The sequence below is a fragment of the Leclercia sp. UBA5958 genome, from assembly GCF_002430365.1.
Lineage (GTDB): Bacteria > Pseudomonadota > Gammaproteobacteria > Enterobacterales > Enterobacteriaceae > Enterobacter > Enterobacter pneumoniae.
This window is the reverse complement of the sequence record NZ_DJCE01000004.1, coordinates 430,408-454,268: the sequence shown is the minus strand read 5'-3', so window position 1 is coordinate 454,268 and position 23,861 is coordinate 430,408. Positions and strand designations below refer to the sequence as shown.

Below are 23,861 nucleotides of genomic sequence, written 5' to 3'. Positions count from 1 at the left end.
GCGCTTGTCATTTAAAAAATCACACAAATTGCGCTTGATCGCAAAAAGCCGTTAGAGATCAGATTCCTGGCGTTTTACTTCCTGCCAGACTTCTTCCATCGCATTGAGGTCAACCCCGGTCATTTCCAGGCCGCGCGCCGCAATAATGCGTTCCACTTCGCGGAAACGACGCTCAAACTTCAGGTTCGCTTTTTGCAGTGCCGTCTCGGCCTTTACCCCTAAATGGCGCGATAAATTCACCGTGGCGAAGAGCAGATCGCCAACTTCCTCTTCCAGCTTCGCCTGGTCTACGACCGCCTGGTTAGCTTCGTGCATAACTTCATCGATCTCTTCATGCACTTTGTCGAGCACCGGGCCAAGCGTGGTCCAGTCAAACCCTACCGTGGAGCAACGCTTCTGGATTTTATGGGCGCGCATCAGCGCGGGCAGGCTTAAGGGGATGTCATCAAGTGCAGAATGCTGTGATTTTTCAGCGCGTTCCGCACTTTTGATCTGTTCCCAACGGGCAAGAACCTCGCTGCTGTTTTCGGCCGTCGCGTCGCCAAAAATATGCGGATGACGGCGTTCGAGCTTGTCGCTGATGGCCGCACAGATGTCGTTAAAATCAAAACGCCCTTCTTCCTGCGCCATCTGGGCGTAAAAGACCACCTGAAACAGCAGGTCGCCCAGCTCACCGCGCAGATCGTCGAAATCTTCGCGGGAGATAGCATCCAGCACTTCGTAAGTCTCTTCCAGGGTATAAGGTGCGATGGTGGCAAAGGTCTGCTCTTTGTCCCACGGGCAGCCATTTTCCGGGTCGCGCAGGCGCTGCATGATGCCAAGCAGGCGGTCGATTTGAGTCATAATTCTGTCCTGATAAAAAAAGAGCCGGGTGAGCGAGCGCGCCCTACCCGGCTAACAAAAAAGGAGGATTAGCCGCCGTGCAGACGACGCGCGTCAATCACATCCGGCACCTGGTTCAGCTTACCGAGCACGCGGCCCAGCACCTGCAGGTTATAAATTTCGATCGTCATATCAATGGTGGCCAGCTGCTGACGCGTATCGCTGCGGCTGGCAACCCCGAGAACGTTGACCTTTTCATTCGCCAGAATGGTAGTGATATCGCGCAGCAGACCGCTGCGGTCATTGGCGGAGACCCGCACCACCAGCGAATAGCCCGCAGAGTAGCTTTCCCCCCAGACGGCATCGACGATGCGTTCCGGCGCATGGGATTGCAGCTCTGCCAGTTGATCGCAGTCCGCGCGATGAATGGAGATCCCGCGCCCCTGGGTGATAAAGCCCACAATTTCGTCGCCGGGAATAGGCTGGCAGCAGCGGGCAATGTGGTGCATCAGATTCCCCACGCCCTCAACCACCACCCGGCCATTATCCTTGCTATGGTGCTGCGGCGGCACGTAGGTTTTCTGCTGCAGTTGTTTCAGTGCTGCCGCATCCTGCTCTTCCGCGCTCGGCTTATTAAACTGGGCCTGCAGGAAGTTGACCATCTGGTTAAGACGGATGTCGCCCCCACCGATGGCGGCCAGCAGCTCATCCAGCTCGTTGAAGTTGTAGCGTGGCAGGAGGTGTTTTTCCGCCTCTTTCAGGTGAATACCTAAATGCTCCAGCTCATCGTCCAGAATCTGGCGGCCGGCGAGGATGTTTTTGTCACGATCCTGTTTACGGAACCAGGCGTGGATTTTCGACCGTCCCCGGCTGGTGGTGACATAGCCCAGGTTCGGGTTGAGCCAGTCACGGCTGGGGTTCGGCTGTTTCTGGGTGATGATTTCAATCTGATCGCCCATCTGCAGCTGATAGGTAAACGGCACGATACGGCCACCAATTTTGGCGCCGATGCAGCGATGGCCTACATCGCTGTGAATATGGTAGGCAAAATCGAGCGGGGTCGATCCTGCGGGCAGATCCACCACGTCGCCCTTCGGCGTAAAGACATAGACCCGGTCATCAAAGACCTGGCTGCGCACCTCATCCAGCATTTCGCCGGAGTCGGCCATCTCCTCCTGCCACGCAATCAGCTTACGCAGCCAGGCGATGCGATCTTCATGGCCGGAACGCGCCCCGCCTGAGGTACCCTCTTTATATTTCCAGTGCGCGGCGACGCCCAATTCGGACTCTTCGTGCATCTGTTTGGTACGGATCTGGATCTCCACCGGTTTGCCGCCCGGCCCCAGCACCACGGTGTGGATCGACTGGTAGCCGTTCGGTTTCGGGTTCGCGACGTAGTCGTCAAACTCATCCGGCATGTGGCGGTAATGGGTGTGAACAATCCCCAGCGCGGCGTAACAGTCCTGCAGGCGCTCGGCCACGATTCGCACGGCGCGCACATCAAACAGCTCATCAAAGGCGAGATGCTTTTTCTGCATTTTGCGCCAGATGCTGTAGATATGCTTCGGCCGGCCATAGACTTCGGCCTTCACGCCCTCTTCTTTCATCGACTTACGTAAGCCGCCGACAAACTCCTCGATGTAGTGTTCGCGGTCGATACGGCGTTCGTGCAACAGCTTAGCGATACGTTTGTATTCCGCCGGATGCAGGTAGCGGAAGCAGTAATCCTCCAGCTCCCATTTCAGTTGGCCGATCCCCAGACGGTTCGCCAGCGGCGCATAGATATTGGTGCACTCTTTCGCCGCCAGCACGCGTTCGTCTTCCGGCGCATCTTTGACTTCGCGCAGATGGGCCACGCGTTCGGCAAGCTTAATGACCACGCAGCGGAAGTCATCCACCATGGCCAGCAGCATACGGCGAACGTTATCGACCTGTTCGGAAGAGACGGAGTCGGTATGGGTTGCTTTAAGCTGGCGGATAGCCGCCATGTCACGTACGCCGTGTATCAGCGAGACGATCGACTTACCGACGCTTTCGCGCAGCACCTCTTCGGAGACCACCTCGGCGTCGGCCAGCGGGAAGAGCATGGCGGCGAGCAAAGTGTCAATATCCATGCTCAGCATGGAGAGGATCTCCACCATCTCTACGCCGCGCCACAGCAGCAGCTCGGCATCGGGATGCCCTTGGGTGGTGCGCAGACAATAGGCCCAGGTTTCGGTTAAGCGTTCACACGACTGCTGGCTGGAAATCCCCAGACTTGCGATCCATTTTTGTGGGTCAAACTCACCAGCTTTATTGAGATGTGCACTTCTTACCGCAACCATTGTCCTCTCCTTTTGGGACCGTGCCTGTCGAATTCGACAAGCCGAAACTAATCGATGTGCTCAAACAACGCCATGGATTCCAGGTGTCCAGTGTGCGGGAACATATCCAGCATTGCCAGACGCGTAATTTGGTAACCCGCACGCAATAATGCCTCACTATCCCGGGCAAGCGTCGCCGGATTGCAGGAGACATAAACCACGCGCGTTGGCGCGAGTTTAATAATATGCTGCATCACGCCAGGCGCGCCAGCGCGTGCCGGGTCGAGCAGGATTTTATCGAAACCGTGCTTCGCCCAGGGCTGCTGCGTGACATCCTCTTCCAGGTTCTCATGAAAGAATGTCACGTTGTTCAGCTCATTGTGACGGGCATTGTCACGCCCTTTTTCCACCAGCGCTGCCACCCCTTCGACCCCCACCACGCTCTGTGCCCGCGTGGCCAGCGGCAAGGTGAAGTTACCCATCCCACAAAACAGATCCAGTACCCGGTCGTCACGCTGAACGTCAAGCCAGGCCATTGCGGTCTCCACCATTTGCTGGTTAACCCCGTCGTTGACCTGAATAAAATCGCGTGGGCTGAACGTTAAGCGTAGCCCGTCTGAATCATACCAGGGGCTTTCACCGCTAAGCTGCTCAAGTATCTCGCTTTGCGGAGCGAGATAAAGCGCAAGCTGATGGGAATGCGAAAAGCGTTCCAGTTTTTCGCGATCTTTCGCACTGAGCGGCGCGGTATGGCGCAAGACCATCATTGGCCCGTTGTTCGCCTGCACCAGTTCTACGTGGCCGAGATGACGCACACCCTCCAGTCCGGAGAGACATTCGCGCACCGCGGGGAGCAATGCCTCAAGTTGGGGCGCAAGAACGGGGCACTGTTTGACGTCAACAATATCGCTGGAGTTGGCTTTACGAAAACCCATTTCCAGGCGTTCTGTTTTCGGCTGATAGTTAAGGCTCAGCCGCGCACGACGCCGATAACCCCAGGGCTTGTCGGCGATAATCTCGTTGACCTCATTTTTCAATAAACGCGCCAGCGCGCTGCTTTTGCTTTTCTCTTGCAGGGCAATGCTGGCATGCTGTTGCTGGCAACCGCCACAGACGCCAAAGTGCGGACAACGCGGGATTTCGCGTTCGGGGCTATCATTCAGGCGGCGTTTTACCTGGCCGCGGGCATACTGACGTTTCTCTTCCGTCAGGGTGATTTCCGCCCGTTCACCCGGTAATAAACCCGGAATAAATAACGCCTTACCGTTATGGCGCGCCACACCCTGACCGAAGGGATCAAGGTCGGTGACATCAACAGTTATGATCTGACGCGTCGTCACGCGTCGCTTTGCAGAGTAGAATTGCGCCATTGTCGGGATTTATCTCGTATGAACTTATTGACTCTAATTGTCCCATAACGGAACTCCATGACCAACTACAGCCTGCGTGCGCGCATGATGATTTTGATCCTCGCCCCGACCGTTCTCATCGGTTTGCTTCTGAGCATCTTCTTTGTTGTGCACCGCTATCATGACCTGCAGCGTCAGCTGGAAGACGCAGGAGCCAGCATTATCGAACCGCTGGCCGTCTCCAGTGAATACGGTATGAACTTGCAAAATCGCGAGTCAATCGGCCAGCTTATTAGCGTGTTACACCGGCGTCATTCGGAGATCGTGCGAGCCATTTCCGTCTATGACGAACATAACCGTCTGTTCGTGACCTCAAATTTCCACCTTGATCCTGGCACGCTAAAAATCCCGGATAACACGCCGTTTCCCCGCAGGCTGAGCGTGGTGCGCCGCGGCGATACCATGATTTTACGCACCCCGATTATCTCCGAAAGCTATTCGCCTGATGAATCCGCCGTATCGGATGCGAAAACCAGCAGTAATATGCTGGGATATGTGGCGCTGGAGTTGGATCTTAAGTCCGTGCGGCTCCAGCAGTACAAAGAAATTTTCATCTCCTCGGTGATGATGCTCTTCTGTATCGGTATCGCCCTGATCTTTGGCTGGCGCCTGATGCGCGACGTGACCAGCCCTATCCGCAACATGGTGAACACCGTTGACCGTATTCGTCGGGGTCAGCTTGATAGCCGCGTTGAAGGATTTATGCTCGGCGAGCTGGATATGTTGAAAAACGGCATTAACTCCATGGCGATGTCGCTGGCTGCCTACCACGAGGAGATGCAGCACAACGTTGACCAGGCCACCTCTGATTTACGTGAAACCCTGGAGCAGATGGAGATCCAGAACGTCGAGCTGGATCTGGCCAAAAAGCGTGCCCAGGAGGCGGCGCGCATTAAATCTGAGTTCCTGGCCAATATGTCGCACGAGCTGCGTACGCCACTGAATGGCGTGATTGGCTTTACCCGCCTGACGCTGAAAACGGAGCTTAATCCAACCCAGCGCGATCATCTGCATACCATCGAGCGTTCGGCGAATAACCTGCTGACTATCATTAACGATGTGCTCGACTTCTCGAAGCTGGAAGCGGGCAAGCTGATTCTGGAGAGCATCCCCTTCCCGCTACGTAACACGCTGGATGAAGTGGTCACGCTACTGGCCCACTCCTCCCATGACAAGGGGCTGGAGTTAACGCTGAACATCAAGAATGATGTGCCGGACAACGTGATTGGCGACCCGCTGCGCCTACAGCAGGTGATCACGAATCTGGTGGGCAATGCCATCAAATTTACCGAAAGCGGCAATATCGACGTCCTCGTGGAGAAACGCGCGCTCAGTAACACTAAAGTGCAGATTGAAGTGCAGATCCGCGACACCGGCATTGGCATTCCTGAGCGCGATCAGTCCCGGCTGTTCCAGGCATTTCGTCAGGCGGATGCCAGCATTTCGCGGCGCCATGGCGGTACCGGGCTGGGTCTGGTCATCACCCAGAAGCTGGTGAAAGAGATGGGCGGGGATATCTCCTTCCACAGTCAGCCGAACCGGGGCTCCACCTTCTGGTTCCATATCAATCTCGATCTTAACCCCAATGTGGTGACCGATGGCCCGGTCATGGACTGCCTGCGGGGCAAGCGGCTGGCTTACGTTGAGCCGAATACCGCCGCGGCTCAGAGCACGCTGGATGTGCTCAGCATCACCCCGCTGGAGGTGATTTACAGCCCGACCTTCTCGGCGCTGCCGCAAGACCATTACGATATTCTGCTGATGGGGATCCCGGTGACCATTACCGGTGAACTGACCATGCAGCAGGAGCGGCTGGCAAAAGCCGCGTCCATGACCGATTACCTGCTGTTAGCTCTCCCCTGCCACGCCCAGATTAACGCCGAAGAGCTGAAGCATGACGGCGCCGCGGCCTGTCTGTTAAAACCGCTCACCTCCACGCGCCTGTTGCCAGCACTGACTGAATATTGTCGTCTGAATCATTATGCCGTGCCGCTGGTGAACGATGAGAGCAAGCTGTCGATGACGGTGATGGCGGTGGACGATAACCCGGCAAACCTGAAGCTTATTGGCGTACTGCTGGAAGATCAGGTACAGCATATTGAACTGTGCGAAAGCGGGGCAAAAGCGGTGGAGCGCGCCCGGCAGATGCAGTTTGATCTGATTCTGATGGATATTCAGATGCCCGACATGGATGGCATCCGCGCCTGCGAACTAATTCGTCAACTGCCGCACCAGCAGCAAACGCCGGTGATTGCCGTTACGGCGCACGCGATGGCCGGACAGAAGGAGAAGCTGCTCGGCGCAGGCATGAATGACTATCTGGCCAAGCCGATCGATGAAGAGAAGCTGCATAGCCTGCTGCTGCGCTACAAGCCCGGCCCGACAACCACCAGCTGGATTGCCCCGCCTGAAAGCCCGGAGCCGGCGATAAACAATAACGCTACCTTCGACTGGCAGCTGGCATTACGCCAGGCGGCGGGGAAACCGGATCTCGCCAGGGAGATGCTGCAAATGCTGATCGCTTTCCTGCCGGAAATTCGCAACAAGGTGGAAGAACAACTGGTTGGAGAAAATCCGCCGGATCTGCTTGAAGCCATCCATAAGCTGCATGGCAGCTGCGGCTATAGCGGCGTACCGCGTCTGAAAAATCTCTGTCAGCTACTGGAACAGCAGTTACGTTCCGGCACCCCGGAAAGCGAGCTGGAGCCTGAGTTTCTGGAACTGCTGGATGAGATGGATAACGTCACGCGGGAAGCCACCAAAATCCTGGTGTTGTAACCGCCAGCGGGAGCAAAGGGAGCTCAGGCTCCCATTCCCACTTTCATTACCGCCGCAACGTTGCGGGCCGTCATGCGAACATTCTCGCTGGCGTTTTCCAGCGCCTCTTCCAGCGTGCAGATGGTATAGAGGACGCTAAAGACGGCATCCAGTCCGTGGTCATGTACTACGCCCACGTCGGCGGTCAGGCTGCCGGCGATGCCGATAACCGGCTTGTTGTAACGTTTAGCGATTTTCGCCACGCCGACGGGCACTTTGCCGTGTATGGTCTGGCTGTCGATGCGCCCTTCACCGGTGATCACCAGATCCGCATCGGCCACCTGCCGATCAAGATCTAGCGCGTCGGTCACGATCTCGATTCCCTGACGCAGGTGCGCTCCACAGAACGCGTAGAGTGCGGCACCCATCCCCCCCGCAGCCCCCCCACCTTCGAGGCTGAGTACATCAACGTCGAGATCCCGGGCGATCACCTGCGCATAGTGTTCCAGCGCCTTATCCAGCCGCGCGATCATCTCAGGGGTCGCCCCTTTTTGTGGGCCAAAGACGGCGGTAGCCCCCTCCTTGCCGGTGAGCGGATTGGTCACGTCACAGGCCACATCAATGCGGCACCCGGCCAGCCGTTTATCCAGACCGCTAATATCAATGCGTGAAATGTTCTCCAGCGCCTCGCCGCCGGGGCCAATTGGCTCACCCTGCGCGTTAAGAAGCTTCGCCCCCAGCGCCTGCACCATACCGGCACCGCCGTCGTTGGTTGCGCTGCCGCCGATGCCGATAATGATATGGTTAACGCCCGCATCCAGCGCATGGCGGATCAGCTCTCCGGTTCCCCAGGAGGTGGTTTTGAGTGGATTACGTTGAGAAGGGGCAACCAGTTCAAGGCCGCTCGCCGCAGCCATTTCAATAAAGGCGCTCTCTTTGTCACCCGAGCGGCCATAAAACCCCTCAACGCTTTCGCCCAGCGGCCCGGTTACGCGCACGTGAACAATTTCGCCCTGAGTGGCGGCCACCATTGCTTCGACGGTGCCTTCACCGCCATCAGCAACCGGCAGTTTGACGTACTCTGCCGTGGGAAAAATCTCGCAAAAACCTTGCTCAATCGCCGTTGCGACTGCCAGAGCACTCAAACTTTCTTTGTATGAGTCCGGTGCAATCACTATTTTCATAAGCCGTCCTTACGCCTGTTAACTCTCGTTAGCTTACACCCGAATAATCGGAGGAGATGCCGGCCCCGTCAGGAGCCGGCATGCGGCTTAACGCACCATGCAGGGGCGTTTGTTATCAAACGTCCAGTTTGGGATCAGATACTGCATGCCCATCGCGTCATCACGCGCGCCCAGCCCGTGCTTCTGATACAACTCGTGGGCTTTCATTACCTGATCCATATCCAGTTCAACGCCAAGACCCGGCTTCGACGGCACCTGCACCATCCCGCCCTTGATCTCAAACGGCTCTTTGGTCAGACGCTGGTTCCCCTCCTGCCAGATCCAGTGGGTATCGATAGCGGTAATCGTCCCCGGTGCCGCGGCGGCCACGTGGGTAAACATCGCCAGCGAGATATCGAAGTGGTTATTGGAGTGTGAACCCCAGGTCAGGCCGAACTCGTGACACATCTGCGCCACCCGCACGGAACCATGCATCGTCCAGAAGTGCGGATCGGCCAGCGGAATATCGACCGACTGCAGCGAGAGCGTGTGCCCCATTTGACGCCAGTCGGTAGCGATCATATTAGTAGCGGTGGGCAGGCCCGTCGCGCGGCGGAACTCCGCCATCACTTCACGGCCTGAGAAGCCCTGTTCGGCACCGCACGGATCTTCCGCGTAGGCCAGTACCCCTTTCAGCTGTTTACCAATGCGGATGGCCTCTTCCAGCGACCAGGCCCCGTTGGGATCCAGCGTCACGCGCGCCTGCGGGAAACGTTTTGCCAGTGCGGTAATGGCCTCAGCCTCTTCTTCACCAGCCAGCACGCCCCCTTTCAGTTTGAAATCGTTAAAGCCATATTTTTCATAGGCTGCCTCTGCCAGACGCACCACCGCATCCGGAGTCATCGCCTCCTCGTGACGGATGCGATACCAGTCGAGTTTCTCATCCGGCTGGCTTTGATACGGCAGCGGGGTCAGTTTGCGATTGCCCACAAAGAACAGGTAGCCCAGCATCTCCACTTCGCTGCGCTGTTGACCGTCGCCCAGCAGAGAGGCAACGTTGACGCCCAGGTGCTGACCGAGCAGATCAAGCAGCGCCGCTTCAATCCCCGTGACCACATGGATGGTCGTACGCAGGTCAAAGGTTTGTAGACCACGCCCGCCCGCATCACGATCGGCAAAGGTGCTACGTACTACGTTAAGGATGTTTTTGTATTCACCCAGCGGTTTGTCCACCACCAACGGAATCGCATCTTCCAGCGTTTTGCGGATCTTCTCACCGCCCGGAATCTCACCCACGCCAGTATGGCCAGCGTTGTCTTTAATGATCACGATGTTACGGGTGAAGAACGGGGCATGTGCGCCGCTCAGGTTCATTAACATGCTGTCATGGCCGGCGACCGGAATAACCTGCATGGAGGTGACGACAGGGGTAGAAAAAGTACTCATAGTTCAATCCTTTTAATCAGTGGCGACCAAACGCCGGGCGTTTGCGATCAAATGTCCAGCCGGGGATGAGATACTGCATCGGGCCTGCGTCATTACGCGCCCCACCAGGCAGCTTTTTATACAGCGCATTGGCTTTATGGATCTGATCCCAGTCAAGCTCTACGCCGAGACCCGGCGCATCCGGAACAGCAATCATGCCGTTCTTAATTTCCAGAGGATTTTTGGTCAGGCGCGCATCGCCCTCCTGCCAAATCCAGTGCGTATCGATGGCGGTCGGCTTACCGGGCGCGGCGGCCCCCACGTGGGTAAACATCGCCAGCGAGATATCAAAGTGGTTATTGGAGTGGCAGCCCCAGGTTAGGCCCCAGTCGTCGCACAGTTGCGCAACGCGCACTGCGCCGGAGAGGGTCCAGAAATGGGGGTCAGCCAGCGGGATATCGACCGAGTTCAGCATCACCGCATGACCCATTTCACGCCAGTTTGTCGCGATCATGTTGGTGGCCACTGGCAGTCCGGTAGCGCGGCGAAATTCCGCCATCACCTCGCGTCCGGAGAAGCCCTGCTCTGCCCCACACGGATCTTCCGCGTAGGTCAGGACATCCCCCAGCCCTTTACACAGCGCGATAGCCTCGTCCAGCAGCCAGGCACCATTAGGGTCCACGGTGATTCGCGCCTCAGGGAAACGCTTTTTCAGCGCCCGAATGCTGTCGATCTCCTGTTCGCCCGGCAGCACGCCGCCCTTCAGTTTGAAATCTTTAAAACCGTAACGATCTTGCGCCGCCTCGGCCAGGCGGACCACAGCCTCGCTGGAGAGCGCCTCCTGATGGCGCAGGTGATACCAGTCATGGCTGCCAGGCGTATGCGCCAGATAAGGCAGATCGGTTTTGTTGCGATCCCCGACATAGAACAGATAACCCAGCACCGTGACCGCATCGCGCTGTTTGCCCGGACCAAGCAGTTCGCAGACCGGCACATGCAGCGCTTTCCCCAGCAGATCAAGCAGCGCGGCCTCCAGCGCCGCCACCGCGTTGACCCGCAGTTCAAAGGTCCAGGCACCTTTGCCAAAGGTATCGAAATCTGCGGACTGATTGCCCTTATGTACCTGTTGCACCACTTTATTCAGGCGGGCGACCTCTTGCCCTACCACCAGCGAAGTGGCATCCACCAGCGTCTGATAAATAACTTCGCCGCCCGGCGCTTCACCGACACCGGTATTCCCGGCGTTATCCGTCAGCACCACGATGTTACGGGTGAAGTAAGCATGGTGCGCACCGCCGATATTCAGCAGCATACTGTCCTGGCCGGCGACAGGGATAACCTGCATATCCGTCACAATGGGGCTTGCTTGAGTGTTCATCAGGCGCGTTCTCCCACAGGTTTCAGCTCAATACGTTTAATATCTCCCACCAGCACCAGGTAGCTCAGTACGGCGACCAGAGCATGAACGCCCACATAAATCAGCGCGCCGTTAAAGGAGCCCGTGGTTCCCACGATGTAACCAATGGCAATCGGGGTAACGATACCGGAGATATTGCCGAACATGTTGAACAGACCGCCGCTCAGGCCGCTGATCTCTTTTGGCGCGGTATCGGCCATGACGGCCCATCCCAGCGCACCGATGCCCTTGCCGAAGAAGGCCATCGCCATAAAGCCGATAATCATCCACTCGGCGCTTACATAGTTGCAGAAGATCATGGTCATGGAGAGCAGCATGCCCAGTACGATGGGGGTTTTGCGCGCAATATTCAGCGAACCGGTACGACGCATCAGCCAGTCGGAAATGACCCCGCCCAGTACCCCACCAATAAAGCCGCAGACCGCCGGAACAGAGGCGACAAAACCCGCTTTCAGAATCGACATGCCGCGCGCCTGCACCAGATAGACCGGGAACCAGGTGATAAAGAAATAGGTCAGGGCGTTGATACAGTATTGACCCAGATAGATGCCGATCATCATGCGCGAGCCGATGAGCTGTTTGATCTGCCCCCATTTCTGGCTGAACGGCACTTTTACTTTCTCGTTTTTCTGATCCATGTTGATCAGCGCGCCGCCTTCAGCAATGTACTCCAGCTCTTTTTTATTCACGCCAGGGTGTTGGTTCGGCTCGTGGATCACTTTCAGCCAGATAAAGCTGATTACGATCCCCAGTCCGCCCATGAAGAAGAACACGTGCGACCAGCCCACTTCGTGAGTCAGCCAACCCATGATCGGTGCAAAAATAACCGTGGCAAAGTATTGCGCCGAGTTAAAGATCGCCACCGCCGTTCCCCTCTCCTGCGCCGGGAACCAGGCCGCCACGATTCGACTGTTTCCCGGGAACGATGGCGCTTCTGCCAGCCCGACCAGGAAGCGCAGCGTAAAGAGCGCAACGATAATGCCAAAACCGCTAAAGATATCGACGAACCCCTGCAGCAGGGTAAACATGGACCAGATAAAGATGGACCAGAAATAGACGCGTTTGGAGCCGAAGCGGTCAAGCAACCAGCCGCCGGGGATCTGGCCAATAACATAGGCCCATGAGAAAGCGGAGAAAACATAACCCATACCGACGGGATCGAGCCCGATATCTTTTGCCATCTCTGAACCGGCAATTGACAGGGTGGCGCGGTCGCCATAGTTAAAGGATGTGACGATAAACAACATCACCACTATCCAGTAGCGAGCGTTAGTGCGCTTCTCAGCGCTGCTCGCCGCGTGGCTAAATGTACTCATTGTTGCACTCCTGAATCATAGCTTTTATCGCTACGTTCATTCTGAACAGCACAACCTGTAGGGTAATCAGAATGACGTGTTAGTGTTTTGCAGTTTTTGTACTCAAGGTCATATTTGCCTTGTTGGCTGCATATTTTTTAACTGGCGAGAAAAGTATAAGAAAGGGACAACCTCTCCCTCACCGTGCAACACCACAACATTGGCGGATCGCATGCAGGTTGTTTTTGGCATAAGCCCAACCCAATGGAAGGCAGTTCACGGAAACGTGGCTGAAGTGAAAAAGTGGGGGGAAGAAAGAGAAGAATGTGAAACAGGTCGCTTGACGCAATAGAAAGCCCTCCCGGTGCGGGAGGGCCAGCCTTTAACCGAGAAGTGTGCCCCAGTGTTCAACCCAGGGGTTGGATTCGCTCTCGGGTTCAGGATGCTCGGCGGCGTCAATCATCAGCATGTCGCCCACGCGCTTAGCACTCTGCTCCTGTAACAGGGCATCGAACAGCTTACCGCCACCGCAGAAGTTGGCGTAGCTGCTGTCACCGAGCGCGATAATGCCGTAGCGCATCTCAGGCTGGTATCCCAGATCTTTAAGCCCCCGGAACAGCGGAACAATACTGTCCGGCAGATCGCCCTGCCCGGTAGTGGACGTGACGACCAGCGCAAACTGCCCCTGATACTTCTGCCAGTCGGCCAGCTCAGGATCTTCATACACCGTCGCTTTATGGCCCATCTCACCAAGGATGGTCTCGGCCTCTTCGGCGACCAGTAGCGCGTTGCCGTACATCGTGCCGACAAAAATTCCGACCTCAGCCATACATGACTCCCTACGTTGAATGCGTTTGCTGTTCATCCTGAACGTTGGCGGCAGCAAACTCAACCCTTTCATTTTCGGGGAGTTGTCCACGCCAGCCAAACTGTGACAGGGCCTGCATCCATACCTCATCCAGCCCGGCGCGGATAACCAGCGGCTCGCCGGTGAAAGGATGCGTCAGACTCAGCTGGCTGGCATGCAGCATCAGACGATTGCAGCCAAAATGTTCTGCGGCGCTGCGGTTCTGGCGCAGGTCGCCATGCTTGCTGTCGCCGATAATCGGGTGGCGGAGGTGGGCCAGATGACGACGAAGTTGATGTTTGCGCCCGGTTTTGGGCTCCAGCTCCACCAGACTGTATCGGGTAGTGGGGAATTTACTGGTAGCCACAGCCATTTCGGTGGTGGCAAAGCCGCGATAGTGCGTCACCGCAGGCTGTGGGTCTTTGTCTTCGCGCGCGTATTTATCGCCGATTTTATCCAGCTCTTCCACCAGCGGGTAATCGAGGGTCGCCGTCTCCGTTAACCAGCCGCGCACAATAGCGTGGTAACGTTTCTGGATCTGATGCTGTTCGAATTGCTGCGACAACAGGCGCCCGGCCTCGCTGGAAAGCCCCATCAGCAGGACACCAGAGGTAGGGCGATCGAGACGATGGACAGTAAATACGTGCTGCCCAATCTGGTCGCGCACGGTTTGCATCACCACCACTTTTTCATCGCGATCGAGCCAGCTGCGGTGCACAAGCCAGCCGGAGGGCTTATTCACCGCCACCAGCCACTCATCCTGATAAAGGATTTCAATCATGCTTTGCCGCCGAACAGGGCGTCGAGCGCCTCGAGTTCCGCCAGCAGCGCATCGCGTGCGGGGTGGGCGGCATCCAGCGCCATTTCGTAATAGGGTGCAACGGCAAAAGCTTGCGGCAGCGGATGACCGCTATCAAGCAGAGCGTGCAGTCGCGGGATCATTACCCACTGCAGCCACTCAAACGGTGCCAGGGTGTCCAGGCAGAATGGCTGCGTACTGGCAAACGCCTCTGGCGCTGGCGCCGCTGTTTGCCAGAGCTGCTGCGCCTGCATTAGGGCTTCGAGTGCGTGCAACTGCGCGCGCACGCTTTCGTGATGGGTCATATCACCTCCACTGAAAATCTGAACGGCGCGCAGCATAGCAAAGACCGCGCAGAAATAAAAAAAGGGAGCACTGTAAAAACAGTGCTCCCGGTTCGTTTCGCAGCAATCCAGCTACTTTTCGTGCTCCCTGCTCATCCGTGACAACTTTTCCTCTGACTCGAAGGCCTGGTCATCCGTTTACCGCTGCATCCTGCATCACACCGTCCTGGTGTGATTGTCCATCCTGAGACGTCCTGGCCTTCCTGACCCACCGGGCATCCTGACCGGCTCTCGTTCTCCTTCCTGGAGGTGTCCCTTACGCGTCCTGCGTGTTCCGCTTTGCTTCGTCCAGAAGCCTTCCTTGTAACGCCTTCCTGACGTGTCCTGCTTTAGTAACGCCATCATCCTGATGTTCGTTGCTGGTGTTGACTTCCTGTCAACGAATATAGAATCCGCCATTCCGCTTCGTCTTACAAGGCATGCTGTAAGCCTGACGAAGGCGGCGCTAAGTGAATAGCAGCGTGTGCTACCATATAAATGGTTGATTATAAGAAGATAAAAAGAATTATCTGAAAAACTATCTTAAGAAGATTCCAGCGATCTCTCACAAGCTTTGTAAGAGATCTCTTACAAGACGAGTAGTATTCCGGATTACACGACGGGCTGTAGTTGATTGAGGAAATCCGCAAGATTATTTGCGAGAACTTCACGTTGGCGGGTGCCGAGCGTCTCTCTAATCACCTCGCCGGAAAGGTTGCACAGGGAAATTACGTCCAGCTCGCTATCCAGTGTGGCAATAAAAAGCGTAGGCGATAACTTAAGGCGTTTCTGTGTGACCAGATGGCCAATCAGATTTTCCTGCACACGCTGGAAATCGGTTTCGCTCCAGCTTTGCAGCAACATCATCGTGCAATTGCCAAATCTGGCGCCCATATCCCCGGCAAACTGTGAGGTATAGAAAGCAGTAACGGCTGGTTGTACCACAATGTCCATCGCCCGTTCAATGCCTTTTACATTCTGCTCAGCCGTGAAAGGTTGCGGCTGCCAGATGACCGCGCCGTCGCAGGTGCTGATGATGCACGGAGAGGGAACCCCTACGTACTCTTCGCTTTGCGGCCAGGTGCCCTTTTGATCATGCCAGGCATCGCAATAACGTGTGGTAAAGCCCTTCAGGGCAGCTGCGATCTCTTTTTCCACCGATTTCTCTCTTCACTTAAGCCAGGATACACTCAGCCCTATAGTTTACCGTTAAAGCGACAATGAAACATGTCTTACGAAGGAAATCAGGCCCTGACGGGCTTAACATTGGGTAAAACCACCGATTATCGTGATGTCTATGACGCCAGCCTGCTCCAGGGCGTGCCGCGTAGCCTGAACCGCGATCCGCTGGGGCTGAGCGCAGATGCTCTCCCCTTCCATGGCGGTGATATCTGGACGCTGTACGAGCTTTCATGGCTCAATGCGCGCGGCCTGCCGCAAGTAGCGGTGGGCCATGTCGAACTGGACTACACCAGCGTGAATCTGGTGGAGTCCAAAAGCTTTAAGCTCTATCTCAATAGCTTTAATCAGACGCGATTCACGAGCTGGGAAGAGGTACAAGAAACCTTGCAGCGCGATTTAAGCGCCTGCGCCCAGGGTAAGGTGACGGTGGCGCTCTATCGCCTGCATGAACTGGAAGGCCAGCCCATCGCCCACCTGCACGGTACCTGTATCGACGAGCAGGCCATCGACATCGACAACTACGAATTTGACACCGCTTATCTGCAAGATGCTGCCAGCGGCGATGTAGTGGAAGAGACCCTGGTGAGCCACCTGCTGAAATCTAACTGTCTGATCACCCATCAGCCGGACTGGGGCTCTGTACAGATTCAGTACCGCGGTGGCAAAATCGATCGTGAAAAACTGCTGCGCTACCTCGTCTCTTTCCGTCATCACAACGAATTTCACGAGCAGTGCGTAGAGCGGATTTTTAATGACATTCTGCACTTCTGTCAGCCAGAGTCCCTGAGCGTGTACGCCCGCTATACCCGCCGCGGCGGCCTGGATATCAATCCTTGGCGCAGTAACAGCAATTTTGTGCCGGCCACCGGCCGCCTGGTCCGTCAGTAAAGTAAATAATTTCACAATAATGCGCGGTCTGTTCCGCGCTTTAGGTTGTGAAAGGTCATAAGCCAGGGCTATTGTAATCAACAGGGAATGACGATAAACGTCCCATAAGGAGCTCACTTGATTACACATATTAGCCCGCTTGGCTCTATGGATATGTTGTCGCAGCTGGAAGTGGACATGCTTAAAAGCACGGCCAGCAGCGATCTTTATCAACTGTTTCGCAACTGTTCACTTGCCGTTCTGAACTCCGGAAGCCTGACCGATAACAGCAAAGAGCTGCTCTCGCGCTTCGAAAGTTTTGACATTAACGTCCTGCGTCGCGAACGCGGCGTGAAGCTGGAACTGATTAATCCTCCGGAAGATGCCTTTGTGGATGGGCGCATTATTCGCTCCCTGCAGGCGAACCTCTTTGCGGTGCTGCGTGACATCCTGTTTGTTAATGGCCAAATCAGCAACGCCGGGCGATTCCAGCATCTGGATCTGGAAAGCTCGACCCACATTACTAACCTGGTCTTTTCTATTTTACGTAACGCCCGTGCCCTGCACGTGGGCGAAGCGCCGAGTATGGTCGTCTGCTGGGGTGGCCACTCCATCAACGAAACCGAATATTTATATGCCCGTCGGGTGGGAACCCAACTGGGCCTGCGTGAACTGAATATCTGCACCGGCTGCGGCCCGGGCGCTATGGAAGCGCCAATGAAAGGGGCTGCCGTAGGCCATGCCCAGCAGCGCTACAAAGAGGGGCGTTTTATCGGGATGACCGAACCCTCGATCATTGCCGCTGAGCCGCCTAACCCGCTGGTTAACGAACTGATTATCATGCCGGATATCGAAAAACGCCTTGAGGCGTTTGTCCGTATTGCGCACGGTATAATCATCTTCCCGGGCGGGGTAGGTACCGCAGAAGAGCTGCTGTACTTGCTCGGCATTCTGATGCACCCGGAGAACAAGGATCAGGTGTTGCCGCTAATCCTCACCGGCCCGAAAGAGAGCGCAGATTACTTCCGCGTGCTGGATGAATTTATTGTCCATACGCTGGGCGAAGCGGCTCGTCGTCACTATCGCATCATCATCGATGACGCGGCGGAAGTGGCGCGGCAGATGAAAAAAGCGATGCCGCTGGTCAAAGAGAACCGTCGCGAAACCGGGGATGCCTACAGCTTTAACTGGTCTATCCGTATCGCGCCGGATCTGCAGATCCCGTTTGAACCGTCGCATGAAAATATGGCGAACCTGAAACTTTACCCTGATCAGCCCGTTGAAGTTTTGGCTGCGGATCTGCGTCGTGCCTTCTCTGGCATCGTGGCGGGTAACGTGAAAGAGGTCGGGATCCGCGCCATCGAGGCGTACGGTCCTTATAAAATTCATGGCGATCCTGAAATGATGCGCCGTATGGACGACCTGCTGCAGGGCTTCGTTGCTCAGCATCGTATGAAATTACCGGGCTCTGCCTATATCCCCTGCTACGAAATCTGCGCCTAATCTGCTTTTGCCCGGTTAACATGCCGGGCAATTTTCCTCCCCTGCGCCCCTCATCATCTTGTTCATAGTCATCAGGCATATAGACACACCCCTATCATTCCTCAATCTTATAGTTTTTCGCATTCCGCTACGCGCGCAAACGTTTACCTGGAATGTGTAACCGGAAAATATCACCACTAATCAAGGTTATTTGCTGGAATATCCTGAAAATCACCATCTTTACAGCGTAAGCCACCTATCTCTCTGGTAACGCTTTCAGCCTGTATGTCGTTAATGGTAGCCTTCGCGCCCGTAAATTCGCTTTGAAGTTTTTTTAGCAGATAAATGGTCTAAAGATATGCATCTCAAAAGTGGATTATTGCAATTGGGATCAAGATCACTGAAGGATTCATAACGAAAATGTATCTTTCCGCCCGCCAATAGTTACGGGCAAAAATTATATAAAAACCGTCACTAAACGAATTTCATATTACCGTTGGGCACTTTTTTATCGGATTCGACTAAAAAACCTGACAATTCGCTTCCTCCAGGAGATACAGATGGAAACTACTCAAACCAGCACCGTTGCTTCGATTGATTCCCGAAGCGGCTGGCGCAAAACGGATACCATGTGGATGCTTGGCCTGTACGGCACAGCAATCGGCGCTGGTGTACTGTTCCTTCCAATCAACGCAGGCGTAGGCGGTCTGATCCCGCTGATCATCATGGCGATCATCGCTTTCCCGATGACCTACTTTGCCCACCGCGGTCTGACCCGTTTCGTCCTGTCCGGTAAAAACCCGGGTGAAGACATCACGGAAGTGGTTGAAGAGCACTTCGGCGTTGGCGCAGGTAAACTGATTACCCTGCTCTACTTCTTCGCGATTTACCCGATTCTGTTGGTGTACAGCGTAGCAATCACCAACACGGTTGAAAGCTTCATGACGCACCAACTGCAGATGACCCCGCCACCGCGCGCCATTCTGTCGCTGATCCTTATCGTGGGCATGATGACTATCGTCCGTTTCGGCGAGCAGATGATCGTGAAAGCGATGAGCGTGCTGGTCTTCCCGTTCGTTGCGGCGCTGATGCTGCTGGCTTGCTACCTGATCCCACAGTGGAACGGTGCAGCGCTGGAAACCCTGTCTCTGAGCAGCGCTTCCGCAACCGGCAACGGCTTGCTGTTGACCCTGTGGCTGGCAATCCCGGTGATGGTCTTCTCCTTCAACCACTCGCCGATCATCTCCTCCTTCGCAGTAGCGAAGCGTGAAGAGTACGGCGATAAAGCAGAGAAGAAATGCTCCAGCATTCTGGCACGTGCGCACATCATGATGGTGCTGACCGTTATGTTCTTCGTCTTCAGCTGCGTACTGAGCCTCTCTCCGGCGGATCTGGCTGCGGCGAAAGAGCAGAACATCTCTATTCTCTCTTACCTGGCGAACCACTTTAACGCACCGCTGATTGCCTGGATGGCGCCAATTATCGCCATTATCGCGATCACTAAATCCTTCCTGGGCCACTACCTGGGCGCACGTGAAGGCTTCAACGGTATGGTGATTAAATCTCTGCGCGGTAAAGGCAAGAGCATTGAAATCAACAAGCTGAACAAAATCACTGCGCTGTTTATGCTGCTGACCACCTGGGCGGTTGCAACCCTGAACCCAAGCATCCTGGGGATGATTGAAACCCTGGGCGGCCCGGTTATCGCGATGATTCTGTTCCTGATGCCGATGTATGCGATTCAGAAAGTGCCTGCGATGCGTAAATACAGCGGCCATATCAGCAACGTATTCGTTGTGATTATGGGCCTGATTGCCATCTCCGCTATCTTCTACTCGCTGTTCGCTTAATTCCTTTCGCGCCGTCCTCGGGCGGCGCACTCTCTCCTCTTCAGACTGAAAGCAACGGACGCATCATGATTAGCGTATTCGATATTTTCAAAATCGGTATTGGTCCCTCCAGCTCTCATACTGTTGGCCCAATGAAAGCCGGTAAACAATTCACGGACGATCTGATTTCACACGGCATTCTCCATGACACCACCCGCGTAGTCGTGGATGTCTACGGCTCCCTCTCCTTAACCGGAAAAGGTCACCATACGGATATCGCCATTATCATGGGGCTGGCGGGTAACCTGCCGGATACCGTCGATATTGATGCGATCCCGAGCTTTATCCAGGACGTGAATACCCATGGTCGTCTGCTGCTGGCGAACGGCGAACATGAGGTTGAGTTCCCGGTTGACCACTGCATGAATTTCCATGCGGATAACCTGTCGCTGCATGAAAATGGCATGCGTATTACCGCGTTAGCTGGCGATAAAGTCCTGCACAGCAAAACCTATTACTCTATCGGCGGCGGTTTTATCGTCGACGAAGAACACTTTGGGCAAAGCAGCAACGACACTGTGGCGGTGCCTTACCCGTACAAATCGGCAGCCGATCTGCAACGCCATTGTCAGGAGAGCGGTCTGTCGCTCTCTGGCCTGATGATGAAAAACGAGCTGGCGCTGCACAGCAAAGAAGAGCTCGAACAGCACTTTGCGAACGTCTGGGAAGTGATGCGTGGCGGGATCGAGCGCGGAATTACGACCGAAGGCGTATTACCGGGTAAGCTGCGCGTTCCACGTCGTGCCGCCGCGCTGCGCCGCATGCTGGTCAGCGCCGATAAGACCACCACAGACCCGATGGCGGTCGTGGACTGGATCAATATGTTCGCGCTGGCCGTGAACGAAGAGAACGCCGCTGGTGGACGTGTGGTAACGGCACCGACCAATGGCGCGTGCGGGATCGTGCCGGCAGTACTGGCTTACTACGACAAATTCATCCGCGAAGTGAACGCTAACTCACTGGCACGCTATATGCTGGTCACCAGCGCGATTGGTTCGCTCTATAAGATGAATGCGTCTATCTCCGGCGCCGAAGTGGGCTGTCAGGGTGAGGTTGGCGTGGCCTGCTCGATGGCTGCAGCAGGTCTGGCTGAGTTGCTTGGCGGTAGCCCGGCGCAAGTCTGTATTGCGGCGGAAATCGGTATGGAACACAACCTTGGCCTTACCTGCGACCCGGTTGCCGGACAGGTACAAGTCCCCTGCATTGAGCGTAACGCGATTGCCTCGGTAAAAGCGGTTAACGCTGCGCGTATGGCCCTGCGCCGCACCAGCGAGCCGCGCGTCTGCCTCGATAAGGTTATCGAAACCATGTTCGAGACCGGTAAAGACATGAACGCCAAATACCGCGAAACCTCCCGCGGCGGCCTGGCGATGAAAATCGTTGCCTGCGACTAACCTTTAGCGCCTCGTTTTTGCGAGGCGCTTTCCCGTTTCACCCACCGCGCGTAGTTTCATCCTGCCGACAGTGATACCCTTTATTCACAAGATGGAAGGAGATTATCTGTGGCTGTTCATTTGCTTATTGTCGACGCGCTTAACCTGATTCGCCGTATCCATGCAGTACAGGGTACGCCCTGTAAGGATACCTGCGTCCACGCGCTGGAGCAGTTAATCCGCCACAGCGAGCCCACGCATGTGGTGGCGGTGTTTGACGACGAAGCGCGCAATACCGGCTGGCGACATCAGCGTTTGCCCGACTACAAAGCCGGACGCGCTCCTATGCCCGACGACCTGCACAGCGAAATGCCAGCCCTGCGTACGGCATTTGAACAGCATGGCGTTCCCTGCTGGGGGGCCCAGGGCAACGAAGCCGACGATCTCGCGGCTACGCTGGCGGTCAAAGTAGCCAGCGCCGGACACCAGGCCACTATCGTCTCTACCGACAAAGGCTACTGCCAGTTGCTCTCCCCCACCATCCGCATTCGTGATTACTTTCAGAAACGCTGGCTGGATGCCCCCTTTATCGCCAGTGAATTTGGCGTGACCCCCGAGCAACTTCCCGACTACTGGGGACTGGCAGGCATTAGCAGTTCAAAGGTGCCCGGCGTGGCCGGTATCGGGCCGAAAAGCGCAGCCCAGCTCTTGAACGACTTTCACTCTCTGGAAGGTATCTATGACCGGCTGGATGAGGTGCCTGAAAAGTGGCGTAAGAAACTGGTGGAGCATAAAGAGATGGCGTTTATCTGTCGGGACGTGGCGAGATTACAGACGGATTTACAGCTCGACGGGAATTTACAGCAGTTGCGGTTAACGCGGTAATTCCCTTCAACCTAGCCCTCGCCCGGGGGAGAGGGAATCAGACCGCGCAGACTTTTCCCCCTCGCCCCTTGGGGATGAGGGGATTTCAGTGCACTATCGCTCGTCGCGGCGTCCACCGACCGCAGCCCACCAGCGACGAACATGTACCGTCACCTCTTCGCGATCGTGATACAACTGACGCGCCTGGATCACCACGTTAATACCGTTAGCATCCATCTGCTCCTGAATATAAGCCAGGTTCTGCGACACCTCTTCGTAGCGCTTCTTCATTGGCAGCTTGAGGTTGAAAATGGTTTCACGACACCAGCCATTTACCAGCCAGGAGGCCATCAGCGCAGCCACTTTCGCCGGTTTTTCCACCATATCGCATACCATCCAGGTGATGTTATTGCGGGTCGGGCGATAGCGGAAGCCATCTTCACGCAGCCAGGTCACCTGCCCGGTATCCATCAGGCTCTGCGCCATCGGGCCGTTATCAACGGAGGCAACCCACATGTTGCGCTTCACCAGCTGATAGGTCCAGCCACCAGGGCAAGCCCCCAGATCCACCGCGTGCATGCCATTAGCCAGGCGTTCGTCCCACTCATCAGCCGGAATAAAGACATGAAACGCCTCTTCCAGCTTCAACGTGGAGCGGCTCGGCGCGTCAGACGGGAACTTCAGGCGCGGGATCCCCATATAGAACGGTGAGTTATTGGTGGTCAGCGAGTAGCCTGCGTAGCAGCAGCCCGGGGCAATGAAAAAGATATGCACAACAGGACGTTTTGGCGTCTCGTAGTTGGTCAGTACGCCTGCTTCACGCAGAGCTGCACGCAGCGGTACGGTGAATTTGCGGCAGAACTTCATCAACTCTTTGCTTTCGTTGGTATCGGCGACTTCAACGCGCAGATCGCCCCCCTTCTCAACGACACCCTGCAGCATACCGACGATAGGCGTAATACGATCTTCAGGCGGGAGATCTTTGAGCAGCTCGCCTGCCACAAACATCTGGCGGGCAAAAATCAGGGAGCTAAACGGCAGCTCGCGCACCAGTTTTTCTGCGTCATCCGGCTGATAGCACTCGAATACCACATAACCCGAGTCCTCTTTGACGCGGGCAAAACCAAATACCTCGCGCTTAGCGGCTTTATCGGTGATTTCCGCAGCGCACTCTTTCTCAAAGCCCGGGCGACAATATAAAACAACTTTATTCATGAACAACGCCCTTGCGTTTCAGACGGATAGAACCAATCAACATTAAAAACCACCCCACCAGGAAGCAGACGCCGCCGACAGGGGTAACAAACGCCCAGAGGCGTAAATGTGACAGCGCCAGGCAGTAAAGGCTGCCGCTGAACAATACGGTACCGAGCGCGAGGAAAACGCTGCTCCAGTAGAACCAGATGCTAATGCGGCGCTGCATGGCAACCGCTAAACCGAATATCGCCAGGGTATGAAACGCCTGATATTCAAGGCCGGTCTGGAGCCAGCCCATCTCGACAGCACCCAACGATTTACTTAATACATGCGCACCGAAGGCGCCCAGCGCAACGAAAATAAAGCCACTTATTGCGGCGAAAATTAGCATGAAACGGCTGGTCATGTTCCTGTCCCAAAGTCATGCGTGCAGGCACGCGAAATCAT

Annotated in this window: 19 protein-coding genes; 6 read left to right on the top strand and 13 right to left on the bottom strand. The window is 55.7% G+C overall.

What is annotated here, in order from left to right; all coding sequences use genetic code 11:
- Positions 1 to 51: 51 nt before the first annotated feature.
- From mazG to rlmD, 3 genes are all read right to left on the bottom strand, one after another.
- Positions 52 to 843: a nucleoside triphosphate pyrophosphohydrolase gene (gene mazG / locus B2Q93_RS06650; protein WP_040074243.1), complete on the bottom strand. Its 792-nt coding sequence runs from the start codon at positions 841 to 843 to the stop codon at positions 52 to 54.
- Positions 844 to 911: 68 nt separating this feature from the next.
- Positions 912 to 3,146 carry a GTP diphosphokinase gene (gene relA, locus B2Q93_RS06645; RefSeq protein ID WP_046886160.1) on the bottom strand — a complete coding sequence of 745 codons (2,235 nt, stop codon included), beginning with the start codon at positions 3,144 to 3,146 and terminating at the stop codon, positions 912 to 914.
- Positions 3,147 to 3,193: 47 nt separating this feature from the next.
- Positions 3,194 to 4,495 carry a 23S rRNA (uracil(1939)-C(5))-methyltransferase RlmD gene (gene rlmD / locus B2Q93_RS06640; protein WP_046886161.1) on the bottom strand — a complete coding sequence of 434 codons (1,302 nt, stop codon included), beginning with the start codon at positions 4,493 to 4,495 and terminating at the stop codon, positions 3,194 to 3,196.
- 57 nt (positions 4,496 to 4,552) lie between these two features.
- Here rlmD and barA point away from each other — a divergent pair, with 57 nt between their 5' ends.
- Complete coding sequence (barA, locus tag B2Q93_RS06635) at positions 4,553 to 7,312, top strand: two-component sensor histidine kinase BarA (protein WP_212476410.1); 2,760 nt, start codon at positions 4,553 to 4,555, stop codon at positions 7,310 to 7,312.
- 23 nt (positions 7,313 to 7,335) lie between these two features.
- On the opposite strand, the gene B2Q93_RS06630 is transcribed toward barA, so the two are convergent.
- From B2Q93_RS06630 to syd, 8 genes are all read right to left on the bottom strand, one after another.
- A complete protein-coding gene (locus tag B2Q93_RS06630) occupies positions 7,336 to 8,475 on the bottom strand; it encodes a glycerate kinase (RefSeq protein WP_233800731.1) in 1,140 nt (379 codons plus the stop codon).
- An 87-nt stretch (positions 8,476 to 8,562) separates the two neighbouring features.
- Positions 8,563 to 9,900: a glucarate dehydratase gene (gudD, locus tag B2Q93_RS06625; protein WP_040074238.1), complete on the bottom strand. Its 1,338-nt coding sequence runs from the start codon at positions 9,898 to 9,900 to the stop codon at positions 8,563 to 8,565.
- A gap of 16 nt (positions 9,901 to 9,916) precedes the next feature.
- Positions 9,917 to 11,257, bottom strand: a complete 1,341-nt coding sequence (locus tag B2Q93_RS06620; protein WP_046887065.1) for an enolase C-terminal domain-like protein — start codon at positions 11,255 to 11,257, stop codon at positions 9,917 to 9,919.
- A complete protein-coding gene (gudP, locus tag B2Q93_RS06615) occupies positions 11,257 to 12,612 on the bottom strand; it encodes a galactarate/glucarate/glycerate transporter GudP (protein ID WP_046887066.1) in 1,356 nt (451 codons plus the stop codon). Before gudP ends, B2Q93_RS06620 begins: the two co-directional genes overlap by 1 nt.
- A 361-nt stretch (positions 12,613 to 12,973) precedes the next feature.
- Positions 12,974 to 13,420 carry a flavodoxin gene (locus tag B2Q93_RS06610; protein WP_046887067.1) on the bottom strand — a complete coding sequence of 149 codons (447 nt, stop codon included), beginning with the start codon at positions 13,418 to 13,420 and terminating at the stop codon, positions 12,974 to 12,976.
- 10 nt (positions 13,421 to 13,430) lie between these two features.
- The gene (gene truC, locus B2Q93_RS06605) at positions 13,431 to 14,219 is read right to left on the bottom strand and encodes a tRNA pseudouridine(65) synthase TruC (RefSeq protein ID WP_046887068.1); all 789 of its coding nucleotides are present in this window, start codon (positions 14,217 to 14,219) and stop codon (positions 13,431 to 13,433) included.
- A complete protein-coding gene (locus tag B2Q93_RS06600; protein ID WP_040074233.1) occupies positions 14,216 to 14,542 on the bottom strand; it encodes a YqcC family protein in 327 nt (108 codons plus the stop codon). Before B2Q93_RS06600 ends, truC begins: the two co-directional genes overlap by 4 nt.
- 630 nt (positions 14,543 to 15,172) lie before the next feature.
- Positions 15,173 to 15,718 (bottom strand): SecY-interacting protein, encoded by a 546-nt coding sequence (gene syd / locus B2Q93_RS06595; RefSeq protein ID WP_046887069.1) that lies wholly within the window; start codon positions 15,716 to 15,718, stop codon positions 15,173 to 15,175.
- A 69-nt stretch (positions 15,719 to 15,787) separates the two neighbouring features.
- On the opposite strand from syd, the gene queF reads away from it, so the two are divergent.
- The 5 genes from queF (at position 15,788) to xni (ending at position 22,238) form a co-directional block, all read left to right on the top strand.
- Positions 15,788 to 16,630, top strand: coding sequence for an NADPH-dependent 7-cyano-7-deazaguanine reductase QueF (queF, locus tag B2Q93_RS06590; protein ID WP_046887070.1), 843 nt, complete (start codon positions 15,788 to 15,790; stop codon positions 16,628 to 16,630).
- A 117-nt stretch (positions 16,631 to 16,747) separates the two neighbouring features.
- On the top strand, positions 16,748 to 18,112 hold the full coding sequence (ppnN, locus tag B2Q93_RS06585; RefSeq protein WP_286932267.1) for a nucleotide 5'-monophosphate nucleosidase PpnN: 1,365 nt from the start codon (positions 16,748 to 16,750) through the stop codon (positions 18,110 to 18,112).
- A gap of 539 nt (positions 18,113 to 18,651) precedes the next feature.
- A complete protein-coding gene (locus B2Q93_RS06580; protein WP_046887072.1) occupies positions 18,652 to 19,941 on the top strand; it encodes an HAAAP family serine/threonine permease in 1,290 nt (429 codons plus the stop codon).
- Between the two features lie 65 nt (positions 19,942 to 20,006).
- On the top strand, positions 20,007 to 21,374 hold the full coding sequence (locus B2Q93_RS06575) for an L-serine ammonia-lyase (protein ID WP_040074228.1): 1,368 nt from the start codon (positions 20,007 to 20,009) through the stop codon (positions 21,372 to 21,374).
- Positions 21,375 to 21,482: 108 nt separating this feature from the next.
- Positions 21,483 to 22,238 carry a flap endonuclease Xni gene (gene xni, locus B2Q93_RS06570; RefSeq protein ID WP_207292331.1) on the top strand — a complete coding sequence of 252 codons (756 nt, stop codon included), beginning with the start codon at positions 21,483 to 21,485 and terminating at the stop codon, positions 22,236 to 22,238.
- A 93-nt stretch (positions 22,239 to 22,331) separates the two neighbouring features.
- On the opposite strand, the gene rlmM is transcribed toward xni, so the two are convergent.
- Positions 22,332 to 23,432: a 23S rRNA (cytidine(2498)-2'-O)-methyltransferase RlmM gene (rlmM, locus tag B2Q93_RS06565; RefSeq protein WP_040074225.1), complete on the bottom strand. Its 1,101-nt coding sequence runs from the start codon at positions 23,430 to 23,432 to the stop codon at positions 22,332 to 22,334.
- Positions 23,425 to 23,820 (bottom strand): DUF423 domain-containing protein, encoded by a 396-nt coding sequence (locus tag B2Q93_RS06560; RefSeq protein ID WP_040074224.1) that lies wholly within the window; start codon positions 23,818 to 23,820, stop codon positions 23,425 to 23,427. The genes rlmM and B2Q93_RS06560 overlap by 8 nt, the downstream gene beginning before the upstream one ends.
- Positions 23,821 to 23,861: the final 41 nt, after the last annotated feature.